Raw genomic sequence first — 17,554 nt, forward strand, 5'->3', positions numbered from 1 at the left:
TTTGTGGCGCTCCACCACGGTCAGGCGGCGGCCGATGCCAGCTATCCCGACACCGGTTCCGATTTCGATTTCGGCAGGCTGCATGGCCGGGCGGCGTTCACTGACACCCATCCAGCCGTGATGCAGGGGCGCATCGCAGCCCTGCAATGGAAAGCCCTTCCCGGCACCAGCGTGCACCGCCATGACAAGCTCAGCATCCGTATGCTTTCCTTCATCGAGAACCGCATCTTGGGCTTTCGCGTGGGAGAGCACCGCAACTACATCCTGCTGCCAGGGTGAGCGGTAGGCTGGCGCGCGCTGGCAAGCTGCCACGCCAGGGAATCACACCCGGCGACCCGCGCGCCACCGCAAGCGCAGCAGCTCGCCGTGACAGATCATCTGCCCGCGCGCGCGCATGCGCTGCCGTGAATTCCTCAAAAAGCTCCACCAGCTAAAGACGACCGTCGCACCAACAAGGTGCGCCAGACTCCTGGTCCAGCTACCGTCGGGGTTCATGGCAAAGCGGCTGCGCGCATCGCGCAGGTGCAGATGGCGAAAGTACTCGAAGGTGAGCCGGTCGGGCTCGACGGCGTGATAGACGACGGCGTTCGGCATGTAGCCGATGTGCAGCCCGGCCGCCAAAATGCGGTTCGCCAGATCACCATCCTCGTGTAAGCCGCTGGCGCCCGGCCCCAGCCGCTCATTGAAGAGGCCGACGCAATCGAACACGGCGTGCCGCACCGCCATGTTGGCGCCATACAGGTGGCGATCGTGGTGGACCGCGTCGCCGCTGTCGAACAGTGGAATTGTGCGGTAATAGGCGACCCGCGCCCGCACGTCCGGGTCCGTCATATCCGGCGGCAGCAGCACCCGGCCCATCGCCGCGCTGTAGTGCGGGTGGGCGGAAAAGAACGCGAGGATCTCCCGCAACCAATCGGGTCGTATCTCCACGTCATCGTCCGTAAACGCCACGAGGGGCGCACGCGCGAGCTCCAAGCCCCGGTTCAACGCGTGCGCTTTCCCTGGCTCGGGAACGAAGATCCGGGCTCGGCCCGGCGCACGCTTCACCCACTCATCAGCTACTGCCGCTGTGTTGTCGGCCGATCCGTTGTCGACGATGATGATCTCCGTACCGTCCCCGGCCGCAACCAACGCCCGGTCTAAGCTCCGCAGCATCCGTGCGAGCAGCGCCGATCGGTTGCGAGTCGCGATGATCACCGAGGCCGCGAGGCCCATGTTGCTTCCCATTCGGGCGCCGACCTATGGCGAACGGCTACCGCCTGCCGCCCGCCGTTCTCGGCTGCGCTGCCGACCCCACCAAATGAGATCCGCGTGGCGGACCACCCGGCCCCACGCTCGCGTACGCCGGCTCGATGCACCGAGAAGACTCCACCACGCCAATCCGACGGCAGATTCCAATAGCCGGCGGACGTTGCGCCAGGACGACGCCTTCGGGTCCATTTCAAAGCCACTGCGGCCCAGGCGGAGCTGAAAGTCGCGGTAGTACTGGTCCGTGAGGCGGGCAGGATCCACCTCATGATACACGACGGCGTCACGCATGTAGCCGATACGCATTCCGGCGTTGCGGATCCGCCGTGCCAAGTCGATGTCGTCGTGCAAGCCAGCGGCGCCCGGCCCGAGATCCTCATTGAAGAGCCCGACCCGGTCGAAAACCAGTCGGCGCACCACCATATTGCAGCCGTACATGTCGCTCACGTCACATACCGCCTCACCCATATCAAATAGCGGCACCACGCCGCGGTAGCGGGCCACGCGTGCCAACACTGCCGGGTCGGTTACTTCGGGTGGGACCACGACGCGGCCCATAGCCGCGTCATAGTGGGGGCGTTCAGCAAAGAAGGCCACCAGGGACGTGATCCAATTTCGCGTGACCTCCACATCGTCATCGGTAAAGGCCAGAAGTGGAGCCTGCGCCAGCCGCAGAGCACGATTCAGCGCACGCGACTTTCCGGGCTGTTCAACAAACAGGCGGACGCGCCCTGGTCCCGCTGCACTCCACTGTTCCAGCAGTCCCGCGGTACCGTCCGTGGAACCGTTGTCGGCGACCATCACTTCGACCTGGACTTGAGCTGCCCGCCTCGCGAGCTCCAGGCTTTCCAGAAGACGCGGCAATCGCCGGGCGCGGTTTCGCGTGGCGATCAGAATCGAGACGGCCGGATCGTCGGTAACCACACGCTACTCGCCTCAGCCCGCGCGCTTTGCAGCGCACCGTTTGCGACCATTGGCGGATTTGCTATCTTGCGGCACGGCTATAGAAATATCGAATTCAAGGCTGGCGTCAAGGCTCAAGAGACGCGCGCAACGATTCCTAACCCCCAGTGCGTATGGTCTATACTAGACCCGACATCGCGGCACGCACTGCCTACCAGCCGCAGTGGCCGGCAGAGGAATTCGTCGTCCCGCTGCTTCGTCGCCTCATCGAGGACGGTTTGGAGCGCTACGCCAGGCCCGCCCCGGCTGCGGCGCGCGCCCTCGACGTGGGCTGCGGTGGCCAACCGTTCCGGCAAGCCCTCGGTACGATCGGCTACCGCTACACCCGGCTTTGATGCGCGTCAGAATCCGGCCGGAACCGTGGACGTGGTGGGCGCCATCGATGAGCCGCTGTCGCCAGAGTTGAAGAGCCGTGCTCCCTTCCACTTCATTCTCTGCACCGAGATTCTCGAGCACGTCGCACGCTGGGACGTTGCGTTCGCAAATCTGGCGCAGCTCTTGGCCTCCGGCGGAAGGCTGCTCGTCACGTGCCCGCACTTCTATCCGCCCCATGAGGAGCCGTATGACTTCTGGCGCCCCACTCATAATGCGCTCGAGTGGCATGCGGAGGAAGTTGGACTCAAAGTGTTGGAAGTGCGCCGCGCCGGCGATGCGTGGGATATTTTAGGCACCATGTTGGCGGTCACCCATTTTAGGGCCGCGCGAGGCAAAGTGTTGGATCACATCGCGGCGGCGATCTCCCAAGCTGTGCGTCGAGGCGTAGCCGCAGCCCTGCGGAGCCCCTCGTTGCGGCGGCGAATGCGCATCAGAGGTCCCATGTATCTCGCGTTGTTCGCCGTGTTCGAGAAGCAGCCACCATGACCATTGCCTTCTTCTCGGGCCATGGCCGGATTTGCCTGGGGTGGGAGCGAGGAGCTGTGGGCGGCCGCAGCCCGAGAAGCCTTAGCCGTTGGTCATCGGGTGGTCGCCTTGGTGCCGCGCTGGCGACCACGCGCTCCAGGCATCGAGCGACTGATGGATGCCGGCGCCACCGTCTTCGAGCGGCACCGGTTCCATTCCAAGAAGCTACGACGATTGGTCGATCGCCTGACGTTGCGCTACTGGTCGCTCTCTCGTCACCAGCCGGAGCTCTTGTGCATCAGCGAGGGTGCTGCGTACGACTTCCTGAGCGGTGAGCACGGCATGGCACTTCAGCAACTCACGCGGGGACACCGTATCCCGTATGTGGTGGTCTGCCAGTACAACGATGAGATGCTGCTGACGAACCAAGGCTTGCGCAACCGCGCCCTGGCCTTTTACGGGGGTGCCGCCCGTGTCGTCTTTGTGGCTCACCACAATCGTCGCCTGGCCGAACGGCAGCTCGCCTGTCGGTTGCCGAACGCCGTAGTCGTTCAGAATCCGCTGATTCTGGCAAACACGACGCCCGTCCCTTGGCGCACGCGTTCCGAAACCGTACGTTTCTGCAGTGTGGCGCGCCTGCATACTCGGCATAAGGGACAAGACGTGCTCTTGGAAGCGTTCAGCGCATCGGTCTGGAGGCAAAGGCCTTGGGAGCTACGGCTCTACGGAGCGGGACCGGACGACGACTACTTGCACAGGCTGGCGCAGATGTTCGACATTGCCGACCGGGTGAAATTCATGGGACACGTACCGGACGTCGGAACATTGTGGGCGGAAAACGATATCTTGGTTCTATCATCGTACGGCGAAGGGACTCCGCTCGCGCTCATGGAGGCCATGCTGTGCGGCCGTCCAGCGGTGGTCACCGACGTCGGCGGCAACACGGATTGGGTCGAGGAGAGCGCAACCGGATTTGTCGCCCCAGCAGCGACGCGTCACTCACTGGGGGCGGCCCTCGAGCGAGCCTGGGCTGCACGTGATCAATGGGTGCAGATGGGGCAGCAAGCGCATGAGGTAGCGCTCGCAAGACACGATCCGAACGCCGGCCGCACATTGCTTGGGATTCTAGAGGTTGCGGCTCGAACAGGCCGTTCAGGGCAATAGGTAGGACTGTTTCAAAACCGCGCTGCCCTTACCAACCTTCAGTGAGCGATTGACGCCGGCTGCGCGCCCGATGCCACCTTGCTGTCCAGATGTTGGAGGCAGCGGCTCACCTCCGCCTCCACTTGCTCCACGGTCACCGCAGCGGGTGAGTCGAGGGGCTGCGCACCGGAAAGGGGCGGAACTGCGACTTGGCCGGTTCCCTCAGCGCAGTCGGCCCAGAAACGCTCGTCACCCGGCTTGATGATCGCCACCGTGGGACAGCCGACGGCGGTGGCCACGTGTTTCGGGCCGCCGTCGTTGCCAATCCACAAATGGCAGCGTTCGTAGATGGCACCAATCCCCTGAACGCTCGTGCTCCCGTAGTTTCACAGTGCCGGTCGTTCGCGCATGCGTCCGACTGCCGCCTGGAGCTGGTGCTACCCGCCGGTTGTGCGCCCTCCGATGTGGCAGGACCGACTTCGCCGTTCTTGCGATGCCGATCCGCACGCAGCTTGTGAACAGGCGCTGGCGGAATTGCAGAGCAGCTTCAAGCCCAAGGTCGCCCACTGTCGCAGCATGAGCGGCTTGCCGATCAATTTGACGTTCCCGATTGCCCTCGTATATACAGCTGCCGGTATAGAGCTGGCAGCGACCGCACGAGTCCTCGTTGATGATGTTCAGCCTTGGTGCGAGCAAGATCGCGAGCGTGAGACGGTTCGCCGACGCGGTCGGCGCGGCCAGTCGTTGGCTGGCCAGCGTGCAGGGACGCCGCTGGCTGCTGCGGGGGCTGCTCGCCTATGCCGTCGTCGGTTTCTGCGTGTGGATACGGCGCCCCGGAGACTTTGAGGGCTACCTGATCGCCGGCAATCTCGTGTTGTCCGGTCGCCACATCTATCTCGATGCGCCCGCCGGCGTGAACACGTGGCCACCGTTCTTCAGCCTGTTGTCCGTGCCGCTGGCGTTGCTCGCCGCGCCGACGCCGTACCTGGCGCGCGGGTTCTGGCTGCTCCTGAACTTCGCGTGCCTCCTGCTCGTCCTGCGGATGATCGCGCGGCTGGTGTACGATCGGGAACTGAGCCTGCGTGCCGAGACGCCGGGCCTGTCGCTGGTCGCGCCCGAGTTGCTCGTCCCGCTGCTGCTCTGCGACCGCTACGTCAGCGGTAACTTCGACCATCTGCAGGCCAACATCGTGCTCTTCGCCCTGGCGCTCGGCGGCTTGTACCTGCAGGCCACGCGGCGCGAAGTGGTGGGCAGCATCGCACTCGGGTGCGCCGCTGCCGTCAAGGTCATGGCTGTCCTCTTCATTCCGTATTTCGTTTACCGCCGCCGCTGGCGGGCTGCGGCGTACACCGCTGCTGCCGCCGCTGCGTTCTCCCTCAGCCCCATCCTGATCTTTGGCTGGGAGCGCTTTTGGAACTACTTGGCCGCCTGGCGCGCGGCGCTTGCCGTCGGCTGGGGCGTGGGAAAAATGAACCAGTCGGTCTTTGCGATGTGGGACCGGTTCATCGGCCACGGTCTGCCGGCGTTCACCGGCAGCGGCATCAACGACATCCCGGCGTCGGGCAACCCGCTCGTCACGGTTGCGGTTGCCGGCACGGCGATCGTTGTCGGGGCACTGAGCCTGTGGGCCTGCCGCAATCAGAGCAGCGACCGATGGTCGGACCTGGCAGAATGGAGCATCGTGTCCATTGCCGGTACGCTGTTCGGTCCGGTGAGTTGGAAGGCTTACCTCGTCGTGTTGCTGCTGCCCATAACGCTGCTCTTTGCGGCGTGGCGCTCACCGGGCATTGACGCACGCACACGCCGAGCCCTCGGAACCGTGCTGCTGGCGTCCTTCTTCATGGGTGGGCTGACCTCTCCCGGATTCATTGGCAAGGCGCTGGCCGGCACGCTGGAGATGGCGGCGTTTCCGACGCTTTCCGGACTGCTGGTCCTCGGTGGTTGCCTCTTGCTACGGGCGCACCTCGGCGGCCAGGCCCGCACCAGGGGGGCTTGGCGCCCTTGACGGGTTGACCTCCGACAGGGCGTGAAACCGCCCAATCTGGCAGCATGTCGGGCCTGGGGCGGAATCCGCGCCGCGGTGTACCCGCGGCCGCTAGGCGGCGTGCAACCTTTACAATCACTGGACCCCATGTTAAGCAATCGGGCGAATACAAGATGGAGGAAAGATGGGGATTGCTCCCGAACGGACGAAGGAGCTGATTGGACAGTTCCAGCTTCACACATCGGACACGGGCTCTCCCGAGGTACAGATCGCGCTGCTCAGCTCGCGTATTGAGTACCTGACGGAACATTTCAAGGTCCACAAGAAAGACCACCATTCGCGTCGCGGCTTGCTCAAGCTGGTCGGACAGCGGCGGCGGTTGCTGGATTACTTGAAGGGTCGGGAGTTTGATCGCTACAAGCGCGTGATCGATCGGTTGGGCATCCGGAAGTAGCGCACTCGCCCGGCCTGTTTCCCTTAGCGTCTTTCCCTCCCATTTGAGGGCCAGTAGCCCCGAAGGCTGCACAGGTCCGGGAGGTCGTACATGTACCGGAAAGTTGAAATCGAGTTTCACGGACGCCCGCTGTCTATCGAGGTGGGGCGCATGGCGAAACAAGCGGACGGGGCCGCCTTGGTCTCCTACGGTGAGACCGTTGTCCTCGTCACCGCCGTGTCTGCCAAGACGGCGCGCGAAGGCCTGGATTTTTTCCCGCTGACCTGTGACTACCAGGAGCGCACGTTTGCGGCCGGGAAAATTCCGGGCGGGTTTTTCAAGCGCGAAGGGCGGCCCTCGGAAAAAGAGGTCCTGACCTCAAGGTTGATCGACCGGCCGATCCGGCCACTGTTCCCCAAGGGTTTCGTCTGCGAAACACAAGTCATTGCGACCGTCGTGTCGCACGACCGAGAGAACGATCCGGACATGGTCGCGCTCATCGGTGCTTCGGCAGCCCTGCAGGTGTCCGATATCCCCTTCCACGGACCCATCGCTGCTGTGCGGATGGGCCGGATTGACGGGCAGCTGGTCGTCAATCCGCTGCAGACACAGCTTGAGCAAACCGAGTTGAATCTCATCGTTGCCGGCAGCCGCGAAGGCCTCGTCATGGTCGAAGGCGGCGCCAAGATGCTGCCGGAAGACGTCATACTGGAGGCGCTGTTCACCGCGCACAAGGAACTGCAGGCCATTCTCGACATGCAGGACGAACTCCAGCGGGCACTCGGCAAGCCGAAGCGATCGATCGCCATCACCGCGTTCGATGAAGCCTTGTTTGGGCAGGTCGACGCCCAGCTCAAGCCACGCGTCGAAGCGGCTTTCCAACTCGGTGGCAAGCACGAACGTGCGGCGGCGGTACGGGAAGCTGAAAGAGAAGTGCTGGCTGGGTTGGCAGCGGCCTTCCCGGACCGCGCGCATGCGTTGCGGGAAATGTGCGAAGAGGTGAAGAGCCGCGTCATGCGGCGCGCCATTGTCGCCGAAGGACGCCGCGTCGATGGGCGTGGGCTGAAGGACATCCGGCCCATCACCTGTGAGGTGGGGCTGTTGCCCCGCACGCACGGCTCGGCATTGTTCACGCGGGGCGAAACCCAGGCACTCGCCGTGGCCACACTGGGCACCTCGTCGGACGAGCAGAAGATCGACGCGCTGGTCGGTGAGTACTACAAGAAGTTCATGTTGCACTACAACTTCCCGCCGTTCAGCGTCGGTGAGGTCAAGTTCCTGCGCAGCCCCGGCCGGCGGGAAATCGGCCACGGGGCCTTGGCGGAGCGCGCCCTGCTGGCGGTGCTGCCGGCGAAAGAAGAGTTCCCGTACACCATCCGGGTCGTCTCCGAGATCCTCGAATCGAACGGGTCGTCCTCGATGGCGACGGTGTGCGGCGGCACGCTCTCGCTCATGGATGCGGGCGTCCCCATCAAGGCGCCGGTGGCGGGCATCGCCATGGGACTGATCAAGGAAGATGATGCGATTCGCATCTTGTCCGACATCCTCGGCGACGAAGATCACCTCGGCGACATGGATTTCAAAGTTGCCGGCACCGCCGAGGGGATCACCGCGTTACAGATGGACATCAAGATCGGCCGGGTTACCCGGGACATCATGCGCGAGGCCTTGTATCAGGCCCGTGAGGGGCGCCTGCATATCCTCAAGGCCATGACCGCCACCCTGGCGGGGCCGCGCACGGATATCTCCGCCCATGCGCCGCGGATCGTCACGCTGAAGATCCGACCCGACAAGATCCGCGACGTCATCGGTCCGGGCGGCAAGGTCATCCGCAGCATCATCGAGGAGACCGGCGTCAAGATCGACGTCGAAGATGACGGCACCGTGTTGGTGGCCTCTGCCGACGGTGTGTCGATGCAGCGCGCGATCGATCTGATCAAAGCGATCACCGCCGAAGCCGAGGTCGGGAGGATTTACAAAGGCACGGTCAAGAAGATCGTGGACTTCGGGGCGTTCGTCGAAATCCTGCCTGGCACGGACGGATTGCTGCACATTTCGCAAATTGGCCCCGGCCGCGTCAATCGCGTCTCCGATGTGCTGAAGGAAGGCGACGAGATCATGGTCAAGGTCCTGGAAGTCGACAGACAGGGGAAAATCCGCCTCAGTCGGCGGGAAGCCATGCCGGCGGAGCCCACCGCATCCGGGCAATCATAGGAACCTCATGCCGACGGACCACGCACTCGTATCACGCTCATGCCTGGACAATGGTGTGCGCGTGATCACCGAAGGCATGCCCGGCGTCCCTTCAGTGACGGTGGGCGTCTGGGTGGAGAACGGGTCGCGTTACGAGCTGCGGGATCAAGCCGGCATCTCGCATTACTTGGAGCATCTCTTCTTCAAAGGCACGGAGCGCCGTACGGCGGCACAGATCGCCGAGGAGGTCGACGCGGTCGGTGGCATCATCAATGCCTTCACGGGCAAGGAGTACACCTGCTACTACGCCAAGGTGCTGGCGGAGCACCTCCCGGTCGCCCAGGACATCCTCGCCGATATTCTCCTGCACTCGCGTTTCGACCCGAACGAGATCGAGCGCGAGCGCTCGGTGGTGGTGCAGGAAATTTTGCAGGTCGAGGACACGCCGGACGACTACGTGCACGAACTGTTCAACCTGAAGTTCTGGCCCGAGCATCCGCTCAGCTTTCCGGTCTGTGGCCGAGTCGAGACCGTCCGGACGTTCGGCCAGCGCGACTTTCTTGATTTTATCGCGGCGCGCTACAGGCCCGACCGCCTGATCATCGCCGCGGCAGGGAACCTCGCGCACGATCGCTTGGTCGAGTGGGCGACGGAACAGTTTGGCGGCCTGCAAGGACATGCGGAACGCACGGATGGCCACCCACCGGTCGCCAGCCGGAGCGTTTGCTATGTCGAAAAGGCACTCGAGCAAGTGCATCTCTGCTTGGGAACTCCCGGTATCCCGCAGTCTGCGGAGCAGCGCTACGCCGCCTACCTGCTCAACACCGCGCTCGGCGGCGGTATGAGCTCGCGGCTGTTTCAGGAGGTGCGCGAAAAACGCGGCCGGGCGTACTCGGTGTATTCGTTCCTCTCCTCTTATCTCGACGCCGGTTATGTCGGCATCTACGTCGGCACCAGCGCCGAATGGGTCGAAGAGGTCGTGGGCATCATCCTGACCGAGTTGAATGCGCTGAAGAAGGAGGGGTTGCGCGCCGACGAGCTGACCCGCGTGAAGAATCAGCTCAAGGGCAATCTCCTCCTCGGCTTGGAGACCAGTGACAACCGCATGAGCCGCATCGCGAAGAATGAGATCTATTTCGGCATCGACATCCCGCCGGCGGAGGTCGCGGCCCGCATCGACGCCACCACCAACGACGAAATCGTGCAGCTTGCCGGGCAGCTTTTGCGCCCTGAGACTATGGCCATCACCATGTTGGGCGACATGAAGGGCAGAACGGTCGGCGAAGACCTGCTGAACGCCGCCTAGGCGGCGTGTCGGGGCACACCCGGCCGCGCCTTTGAGAGGCTGCGCCCAGCGTCCCTTCGGCGGTGCCGCTCCCCGCCCGCACTCCAGAGGCTTCCGGCGGACGTGTTGGGTCGCCCTTCGACGTCGCTCAGGACATGCTTCGGACGGCTACGAACGAAACTCGACTCAAATGCGACAGGTTCGGAGCACCAGGCAGCGCTAGTCAGAAATGGGAGGGGCCAAGGCATGCAGTCGGTGATCATCCCGGTCCAGCGCCTGCGTTTGGGCCCGGACGCGATTCCCCTCCCCCGCTACATGACGGCGGGGGCGGCCGGCATGGATTTGATGGCGGATGTGGCCAACCCAGTCGAGCTGGCACCGGGGGCACGAGCACTGATTCCCACCGGCATTGCCGTAGAGATTCCGGCTGGCTTCGAAGCGCAGGTCCGGCCGCGCAGCGGCCTGGCGTTGCGGCAAGGGGTGACCCTGCTCAATTCCCCGGGGACGATCGATTCCGACTACCGCGGTGAAATCATGGTGTTGCTGATCAATCTTGGCACTCAGCCGTATACGGTTCGACGATCCGAGCGCATCGCCCAGATGATCGTGGCGCCGGTGGTGCGTGCCGAGCTGCGCGAAGCCCACGGTCTCGCTGTCAGTGTCCGCGGACCCGGCGGCTTTGGCCATACTGACGCGGAATGACCCGTGACCTACACGACCGCATCGGCTAGGATGCGGGCCGCACGAGAGATGTTTCGCCAAGGGACTCCCCAATGATCGACCGTTACACACGCCCGCAAATGGCCGCTGTCTGGGCGGAAGAAGAGAAGCTGCGGATCTGGCTCGAGGTGGAGCTGCTGGCCAACGAAGCGCTGGCCGAACGCGGCGAGATTCCGTCCGACGTGCCGGCGCGGCTGCGGGCCCAGGCGAGCGTCAACGTCGAGCGCATGCGCGCCATCGAGCGAGAGGTGGGACACGATGTCATTGCCTTCGTCTCCTCGGTGGCGGAAGCCTGCGGCCCCGAAGGCCGCTACCTGCATCTGGGCCTGACGTCGTCAGACGTGCTCGACACGTCCTTCGCGGTGCAACTGGTCCGCGCCGCCGATCTGTTGATCCAGGGAGCGGTCGATCTGGCCGACACGATTCGGCGCCAAGCGCAGCGGTACCGGGGGACGGTGATGGTCGGGCGGACGCACGGGATCCATGCCGAACCAATCACTCTCGGGTTGAAGCTGGCGAGCTGGTACACCGAGATGCAACGCAACATCGGCCGGCTCGAAGCGGCGCGCGCCATGATCCGCTTTGGAAAGATATCCGGTGCCGTCGGCACCTTTGCCCACCTGGCGCCCGAGGTCGAGGCCTATGTCTGCCATCGGCTCGGCTTGCAGCCCGAACCGGTCGCCACGCAGGTCGTGCCGCGCGACCGCCACGCGCAGTTTTTCGCGACCCTGGCCATCGTTGCGGGATCGCTGGAACGGTTCGCCACCGAGATCCGCCATCTGCAGCGCAGCGAGGTGCGCGAGGCGGAAGAACCGTTTGCCGGTGGTCAAAAGGGTTCCTCGGCCATGCCCCACAAGCGCAACCCCGTGTTGTCGGAGAACGTGACGGGTCTAGCCCGCCTGCTGCGCGCCTACGCCGGTGCCGCACTGGAAGACATCGCCCTTTGGCATGAACGGGATATCAGCCACTCGTCGGTAGAGCGTGTCATCGCCCCGGATGCTACAATTGCTTTGGATTTCATGCTGCATCGGATGACCGGAGTCGTGCGTGGCCTCGTGGTGCACGCGGAGGCGATGAGTGCGAACCTCGAGCGCTTCCGCGGCGCCGTGTTCTCGGAAGCCGTGCTCCTGGCCTTGGTCCGCAAGGGCGTGGCCCGCGACCAGGCCTACCGCTGGGTGCAGCACGCCGGCTTGCAGGCGGTCGATGGGGCGGACTTTCGTGCCGAAGTGGCGCGCAACGCCGATATCGCACGATATCTGTCGGCCGACGAGTTGGCGCAGCTCTTCGACCTTCGCCACCAGTTGCGCTATGAAGAGGAACTGTTCCAGCGCGCCTTCGGAGGGGATGAATGGAAAAAAGAGAGCTGATCTATGAAGGGAAGGCGAAGCGCGTCTACACCACGGACCATCCCGACTTCGTCATCCAATATTTCAAGGACGACGCCACGGCGTTCAACGCCAAGAAACGCGGCACGATTGTTTCCAAAGGCATCTTGAACAATCAGATGAGCGAAATCTTCTTCCGGCTGCTGGCCTCCGAGGGGATACCGACACATTTCGTCGAACGGTTGAACGAGCGTGAGATGCTGGTGAAGCGGCTGGACATCATTCCGGTCGAGACGGTCGTTCGCAACATCATCGCCGGCAGCCTGGCGAAGCGCCTGGGTTTGGAAGAAGGCAAACCGCTGTCAGCGCCGATCGTCGAGTACTACTACAAGAACGACGCGCTCGAGGATCCCATGATCAACCAGTGGCACGTCACCGTGCTCGGCATGGCGACCGAAGCGGAGCTGCGCACGCTGACGGACTTGGCGCTCAAGACCAACGCGGTGCTGCGCCCATTTCTGGAAAGTCGGGGCATCCTCTTGGTGGACATGAAGTTGGAGTTCGGTCGCCATCACGGCCAGATCCTTCTCGGCGACGAGATTTGTCCCGACACCTGCCGGTTCTGGGATGTGGCGACGCGCGAGAAGCTCGACAAAGACCGTTTCCGCCAAGACCTGGGTGGCGTCGAAGAAGCCTACCACGAGGTCCACCGGCGCATCTGCGCCGCGGCGTGAGGCTGCATGCGCGTCCGGGTCTTCATCACACCGAAGAAAGGGGTGCTCGATCCGCAAGGCAAGGCGATCGAGCACTCGCTGCATGCCCTTGGTTTCGGCGAGGCCCACGAGGTGCACCTCGGCAAGTACGTGGAGCTCTCGCTCGACGGCGACGACCGCGAGCAGGCGCGCCGGCGCGTCGACGACATGTGCCGCAAGCTGCTTGCCAACGCCGTCATCGAAGAGTACCGGTTCGAACTTGAGGAGTAGGCTGCGCATGCGCTGGGGAGTGGTCACTTTTCCCGGGTCGAACGACGACCACGATACCCTCTACGCCTTGGACCACGTCCTGGGCGAGGAGGTGGTCTCGCTGTGGCACAAGGAGCCCGATTTGAAGCAGGTCGACTGCGTCGTCCTGCCCGGCGGATTCTCTTACGGCGACTACCTGCGTTGCGGCGCCCTGGCGCGCTTCTCTCCGGTGATGGAGGCCGTCATCGGCTTTGCCCAAGCGGGGGGACTGGTGCTCGGCATCTGTAACGGTTTTCAGGTGCTGTGCGAAGCCGGGCTGCTGCCCGGCGCCCTGGTGCGCAACCGCAGCTTGCGCTTCATCTGCCAACCCGTGCACCTGCGCCTGGAAGAGACCGAGACCCCGTTCACCTGCCGCTGCACGCCAGGCGAGGTTCTCACCATCCCCATCAAACACGGCGAGGGCTGTTACGTCGCCGACGCCGACACCCTCGATCAGCTGGAGCAGAATCATCAGATCGTCTTCCGCTACGTTGACGCCAGTGGCCGGGCCACACCGGAGGCCAACCCGAACGGTTCGTTGAACAATATCGCGGGCATCGTCAACCAGCGGCGCAACGTGCTGGGCCTGATGCCACATCCCGAGCACGCGGCCGAAAAGAGTCTCGGCGGAGATGACGGCTTGAAGCTCTTTCATTCGCTGCTGGCGGCGTACACCGAACGTGAGCACCGCGGCGCCGCCTCGGTCGCCCCCGGGCACTGAAGGTACGGTCCTACGTCATGGCACACAGTACCGCCGCGGTGACCGAAGTCGAGGCCGCACAACACGGGCTCTCGGCGGAAGAGTATGTGCGCATCTGCGGCGCCTTGGGCCGCGCCCCCAATTTCGTCGAGTTGGGGGTCCTCTCCGTCATGTGGTCCGAACACTGCAGCTACAAGAGTTCGCGCCGGCTGCTGAAGAACTTGCCGACGCAGGGACCGCGTGTCGTGCAAGGGCCGGGCGAGAACGCCGGCGCCATCGACATTGGCGGTGGCCTGGCCGTGGTGTTCAAGATGGAGAGCCACAACCACCCCTCGTTTGTGGAACCATACCAAGGTGCGGCCACCGGCGTGGGCGGCATTCTCCGAGACGTCTTCACCATGGGCGCGCGGCCGATCGCCAACCTCAATTCCTTGCGCTTCGGCAGCTTCGAGCACCCGCGCACTCGCTATCTGGTCAACGGCGTCGTCGCCGGCATCGGAGGCTACGGCAACTGTGTGGGCGTGCCCACGGTTGGCGGCGAGGTGTATTTCGATGCCGGTTACAACGACAACATCCTCGTCAATGCCTTCACCCTGGGCATCGCACGGACCGAGAAGATCTTTCTCGCCCGCGCCGCAGGCGTGGGCAACCCGGTGATCTACGTCGGATCGAAGACGGGACGAGACGGCATCCATGGGGCCAGCTTGTTGGCCTCCGCCGAATTCAGCGGTGGTGAGGACGAGAAGCGCCCGACCGTACAGGTGGGCGACCCGTTCACCGAAAAGCTCCTCATAGAGGCCTGCCTCGAGCTGATGGAGCAGGACGCCATCGTGGCCATCCAGGACATGGGCGCCGCGGGTCTGACGAGTTCGAGTGTCGAGATGGCTGCGCGGGGTGGGATGGGCATCCTCATCGATCTCGACCAGGTACCGCTGCGCGAGAATATGACCCCGTACGAGATCCTGCTGTCCGAATCGCAGGAGCGCATGCTCATTGTCGCGCGCGCCGGCCGCGAGGAGGTGGTCCGCCAAGTCTTCGCCAAGTGGGACCTGGACATGGCGGTGATCGGCAGGGTCACGGACGACGGGCTCTTGCGCGTGCTGTTCCAGGGGGAGCAAGTGGCGCAGCTCCCGATCGAGCTGCTCACCGACGCCGCCCCCGCCTACGTGCGTTCCACGGCACCGCCGCCGGATTTCGACGCGCGCCAGGAACTGAACCTCGACGGCATGGCGCTGCCGGGTGACTACAACAAGATTTTGCTGGCCCTGCTGGACTCGCCCAACATCGCTTCAAAAGCGTGGGTGTACCGCCAGTATGACTATCTGGTCCGCAGTAACACCGTGGTCGCGCCGGGTTCCGACGCGGCCGTCCTGCGCATCAAGGGAACCCGCAAGGCCGTCGCCCTGAGCGTCGATTGCAACAGCCGCTATTGCAGCCTCGACCCGTACGTCGGTGCCATGATCGCGGTCGTGGAAAGCGCGCGCAATGTGGTGTGCGCCGGCGCGGCGCCGCTGGGGATCACCGACTGCCTCAATTTCGGTAACCCGGAGAAGCCGGTGATCATGTGGCAGTTCGCCGAGAGCGTGCGCGGCATCCGCGACGCCTGCCTGGCCATCGGCGTGCCCGTCGTCAGCGGCAACGTCAGCTTCTACAATGAGACCGATGGGCGTGCCATTCCCCCGACGCCGACCATCGCCATGGTCGGATTGCTCGAGGATATGGATCGGCACATGACGCAATGGTTCAAGGCTGAGGGTGACTCCATTGTGCTCCTCGGCCGCACCCGCGAGGAACTCGGGGGCAGTGAGTACCTCATGTTGACCCAGGGGGCAGTACGGGGCGCGCCGCCTTGGATCGACTTGGCGGTGGAAAAGCAGGTGCAACATGTTTGCGCCGCCGCCATCGCGGAGGGGTTGGTGCGCTCGGCGCACGACGTCAGCGACGGCGGGCTGGCCGTGGCGCTGGCAGAGTGTTGCATTTCCGCCCCCGAGCATCTCAGAGGGGCGGTCATTGAACTCCAGGGGGACATCCGCCCTGATGCCCTGCTCTTTGGGGAGAGCCAGTCGCGCATCATCGTCTCGCTCCGGCGGCAGCAGCTCAGCCGTCTGCGCGAGTTGGCAGCTGCCGCCGATGTGCCACTGACCGTTCTGGGCGAAGTGCGCGGGCGGCGACTGGTGATCAGCCCGCTCATTGATCTCGAGCTGGGGGAGTTGTCGCAGATGTGGTTGGGTGCGCTACCACGGCGGATGAACGCCTCGGGATGAAGACGATGGAAAACCGGACGGCGCGCAGGGAAGTCGGTTCGGATGTCTGACCGCTTCCATGAGGAGTGCGGCATCGTCGGGGTCTTCGGCCATCCGGAAGCGGCCAACCTGGTCTATCTCAGCCTCTATGCCCTGCAGCACCGCGGTCAAGAGTCGGCCGGGATCGTCTCGTCCAAGGAGGGCATTCTCATCTCCCACCGCGGCCTGGGATTGGTCGCCGATGTCTTCAGCGAAGACATCATCCGGAAACTGGAGGGCACGGCCGCCATCGGGCACAACCGGTATTCCACGTCCGGGCAGACGCTGTTGAAGAACACCCAGCCCTTTGTGGTGGAGTACGCGGGCGGCGGCTTGGCCGTGGCGCACAACGGCAATCTGGTCAACGCCGTGGAGCTGCGCGAACGGCTGCAGGAGCGCGGCGCGATTTTTCAGTCGACTGTCGATACCGAAGTGCTGATCCATCTCATCGCGGCGTCGCAGGGCAAACGCACCGTCGACCGGATTGTCGACGCCTTGCTGGAGGTGCGCGGCGCATACTCGCTGGTATTCATGACGCCGGACGAACTCGTGGCGGTACGCGATCCGAACGGCTTTCGGCCGTTGGTGATTGGACGGATCAAAGACACGGTGGTCGTGGCGTCGGAAAGCTGCGCCCTCGATCTCATCGACGCCACCTACGAGCGCGAGGTCGAACCGGGGGAGGTGGTGCGGATCTCGGCGGCCGGCATGGAGAGCTTCCATCCGTTCCCGGCCTCGCCGCATACCCGGTGCATCTTCGAATACGTCTACTTCGCGCGCCCCGACAGCCGGGTGTACGACCGCAACGTGTACGAGGTCCGCAAGCAGTTCGGCCGCCAGCTGGCGAGCGAGCAGCCGGCGGAGGCCGACATCGTCATTCCCGTACCTGATTCCGGCATGCCCGCCGCGCTCGGTTTCGCGGAGCACGCCGGCTTGCCCTTCGAGATGGGACTGATCCGCAATCACTATGTCGGCCGGACCTTCATTGAACCGCAGGATGCCATCCGCCACTTCGGAGTGAAGGTGAAACTCAACGCCCAGGCCGAGGTGCTGCAGGGCAAACGGGTGGTCGTGGTGGACGATTCCATCGTGCGCGGCACCACCAGCCGCAAGATCGTGAACATGGTGCGCCATGCCGGCGCCCGTGAAGTCCACGTGCGCATCAGTTCCCCGCCCACGGTCGCATCCTGCTTTTACGGTGTGGACACGCCGACCCAAGCGGAGCTGATTGCCTCGTCCAACTCGGTCGAAGCGATCCGCGAGTTCATCACGGCCGACTCACTCGGCTTCTTGAGCGAGCGTGGCCTGTTCAGCTTCTTGCGGCCAGGGGAGCGCAACGGCTTCTGCGGCGCCTGCTTCACCGGCCGCTATCCTGTCCCGGTCACCGACCAGGGCCGCACCCACCAGTTGCGACTCTTCGAGGCCCGCGAGCGATAG

The 17,554-nt window shown here is 64.2% G+C and carries 17 protein-coding genes and 1 pseudogene; 15 read left to right on the top strand and 3 right to left on the bottom strand.

Annotation, left to right across the window (positions count from 1 at the left end; translation table 11 throughout):
* On the top strand, positions 1–279 hold a 279-nt coding region (locus VF515_13045; GenBank protein ID HEX7408564.1), incomplete at its 5' end, for a hypothetical protein.
* Positions 280–321: 42 nt separating this feature from the next.
* On the opposite strand, the gene VF515_13050 is transcribed toward VF515_13045, so the two are convergent.
* Together VF515_13050 and VF515_13055 are read right to left on the bottom strand one after the other, a co-directional pair.
* On the bottom strand, positions 322–1,227 hold the full coding sequence (locus tag VF515_13050; protein HEX7408565.1) for a glycosyltransferase: 906 nt from the start codon (positions 1,225–1,227) through the stop codon (positions 322–324).
* Between the two features lie 12 nt (positions 1,228–1,239).
* A complete protein-coding gene (locus VF515_13055; protein ID HEX7408566.1) occupies positions 1,240–2,172 on the bottom strand; it encodes a glycosyltransferase in 933 nt (310 codons plus the stop codon).
* Positions 2,173–2,324: 152 nt separating this feature from the next.
* Here VF515_13055 and VF515_13060 point away from each other — a divergent pair, with 152 nt between their 5' ends.
* From VF515_13060 to VF515_13070, 3 genes are read left to right on the top strand one after another with little or no spacing between them, the layout of a single operon-like run.
* Positions 2,325–2,546: a hypothetical protein gene (locus VF515_13060; GenBank protein ID HEX7408567.1), complete on the top strand. Its 222-nt coding sequence runs from the start codon at positions 2,325–2,327 to the stop codon at positions 2,544–2,546.
* A 25-nt stretch (positions 2,547–2,571) separates the two neighbouring features.
* Positions 2,572–3,072 (top strand): methyltransferase domain-containing protein, encoded by a 501-nt coding sequence (locus VF515_13065; GenBank protein HEX7408568.1) that lies wholly within the window; start codon positions 2,572–2,574, stop codon positions 3,070–3,072.
* A gap of 21 nt (positions 3,073–3,093) precedes the next feature.
* Positions 3,094–4,215 (top strand): glycosyltransferase family 4 protein, encoded by a 1,122-nt coding sequence (locus VF515_13070; GenBank protein ID HEX7408569.1) that lies wholly within the window; start codon positions 3,094–3,096, stop codon positions 4,213–4,215.
* Positions 4,216–4,253: 38 nt separating this feature from the next.
* Here VF515_13070 and VF515_13075 read toward each other — a convergent pair.
* Positions 4,254–4,562: pseudogene (locus VF515_13075) on the bottom strand (glycosyltransferase family 9 protein).
* A 338-nt stretch (positions 4,563–4,900) separates the two neighbouring features.
* Between VF515_13075 and VF515_13080 the strand changes: the two are divergent.
* From VF515_13080 to purF, 11 genes are all read left to right on the top strand, one after another.
* The gene (locus tag VF515_13080; protein ID HEX7408570.1) at positions 4,901–6,199 is read left to right on the top strand and encodes a glycosyltransferase family 87 protein; all 1,299 of its coding nucleotides are present in this window, start codon (positions 4,901–4,903) and stop codon (positions 6,197–6,199) included.
* 163 nt (positions 6,200–6,362) lie between these two features.
* On the top strand, positions 6,363–6,632 hold the full coding sequence (gene rpsO, locus VF515_13085) for a 30S ribosomal protein S15 (GenBank protein HEX7408571.1): 270 nt from the start codon (positions 6,363–6,365) through the stop codon (positions 6,630–6,632).
* Positions 6,633–6,722: 90 nt separating this feature from the next.
* Positions 6,723–8,825, top strand: coding sequence for a polyribonucleotide nucleotidyltransferase (pnp, locus tag VF515_13090; protein HEX7408572.1), 2,103 nt, complete (start codon positions 6,723–6,725; stop codon positions 8,823–8,825).
* Positions 8,826–8,832: 7 nt separating this feature from the next.
* The gene (locus tag VF515_13095) at positions 8,833–10,110 is read left to right on the top strand and encodes a pitrilysin family protein (GenBank protein HEX7408573.1); all 1,278 of its coding nucleotides are present in this window, start codon (positions 8,833–8,835) and stop codon (positions 10,108–10,110) included.
* A 225-nt stretch (positions 10,111–10,335) separates the two neighbouring features.
* Positions 10,336–10,791 carry a dUTP diphosphatase gene (gene dut / locus VF515_13100; protein ID HEX7408574.1) on the top strand — a complete coding sequence of 152 codons (456 nt, stop codon included), beginning with the start codon at positions 10,336–10,338 and terminating at the stop codon, positions 10,789–10,791.
* Between the two features lie 71 nt (positions 10,792–10,862).
* A complete protein-coding gene (gene purB / locus VF515_13105; GenBank protein ID HEX7408575.1) occupies positions 10,863–12,176 on the top strand; it encodes an adenylosuccinate lyase in 1,314 nt (437 codons plus the stop codon).
* On the top strand, positions 12,158–12,868 hold the full coding sequence (gene purC / locus VF515_13110) for a phosphoribosylaminoimidazolesuccinocarboxamide synthase (GenBank protein HEX7408576.1): 711 nt from the start codon (positions 12,158–12,160) through the stop codon (positions 12,866–12,868). The genes purB and purC overlap by 19 nt, the downstream gene beginning before the upstream one ends.
* Before the next feature lie 6 nt (positions 12,869–12,874).
* Positions 12,875–13,117: a phosphoribosylformylglycinamidine synthase subunit PurS gene (gene purS, locus VF515_13115; protein ID HEX7408577.1), complete on the top strand. Its 243-nt coding sequence runs from the start codon at positions 12,875–12,877 to the stop codon at positions 13,115–13,117.
* A 7-nt stretch (positions 13,118–13,124) separates the two neighbouring features.
* Complete coding sequence (purQ, locus tag VF515_13120; GenBank protein HEX7408578.1) at positions 13,125–13,856, top strand: phosphoribosylformylglycinamidine synthase subunit PurQ; 732 nt, start codon at positions 13,125–13,127, stop codon at positions 13,854–13,856.
* 17 nt (positions 13,857–13,873) lie between these two features.
* Entirely contained in the window at positions 13,874–16,099 is a 2,226-nt protein-coding gene (gene purL / locus VF515_13125) for a phosphoribosylformylglycinamidine synthase subunit PurL (GenBank protein ID HEX7408579.1), read from the top strand.
* A gap of 42 nt (positions 16,100–16,141) precedes the next feature.
* A complete protein-coding gene (gene purF / locus VF515_13130; GenBank protein ID HEX7408580.1) occupies positions 16,142–17,554 on the top strand; it encodes an amidophosphoribosyltransferase in 1,413 nt (470 codons plus the stop codon).

It is taken from the genome of Candidatus Binatia bacterium (assembly GCA_036382395.1).
Classification (GTDB): Bacteria; Desulfobacterota; Binatia; order HRBIN30; family HRBIN30; genus JAGDMS01.

Coding starts and splice junctions, on each gene's coding strand:
- VF515_13050 (HEX7408565.1), bottom strand. CDS start 1,227: ATGGGAAGCAACATGGGCCTCGCGGCCTCGGTGATCATCGCGACTCGC.
- VF515_13060 (HEX7408567.1), top strand. CDS start 2,325: ATGGTCTATACTAGACCCGACATCGCGGCACGCACTGCCTACCAGCCG.
- VF515_13070 (HEX7408569.1), top strand. CDS start 3,094: ATGGCCGGATTTGCCTGGGGTGGGAGCGAGGAGCTGTGGGCGGCCGCA.
- rpsO (HEX7408571.1), top strand. CDS start 6,363: ATGGGGATTGCTCCCGAACGGACGAAGGAGCTGATTGGACAGTTCCAG.
- pnp (HEX7408572.1), top strand. CDS start 6,723: ATGTACCGGAAAGTTGAAATCGAGTTTCACGGACGCCCGCTGTCTATC.
- VF515_13095 (HEX7408573.1), top strand. CDS start 8,833: ATGCCGACGGACCACGCACTCGTATCACGCTCATGCCTGGACAATGGT.
- dut (HEX7408574.1), top strand. CDS start 10,336: ATGCAGTCGGTGATCATCCCGGTCCAGCGCCTGCGTTTGGGCCCGGAC.
- purB (HEX7408575.1), top strand. CDS start 10,863: ATGATCGACCGTTACACACGCCCGCAAATGGCCGCTGTCTGGGCGGAA.
- purC (HEX7408576.1), top strand. CDS start 12,158: ATGGAAAAAAGAGAGCTGATCTATGAAGGGAAGGCGAAGCGCGTCTAC.
- purS (HEX7408577.1), top strand. CDS start 12,875: ATGCGCGTCCGGGTCTTCATCACACCGAAGAAAGGGGTGCTCGATCCG.
- purQ (HEX7408578.1), top strand. CDS start 13,125: ATGCGCTGGGGAGTGGTCACTTTTCCCGGGTCGAACGACGACCACGAT.
- purL (HEX7408579.1), top strand. CDS start 13,874: ATGGCACACAGTACCGCCGCGGTGACCGAAGTCGAGGCCGCACAACAC.
- purF (HEX7408580.1), top strand. CDS start 16,142: ATGTCTGACCGCTTCCATGAGGAGTGCGGCATCGTCGGGGTCTTCGGC.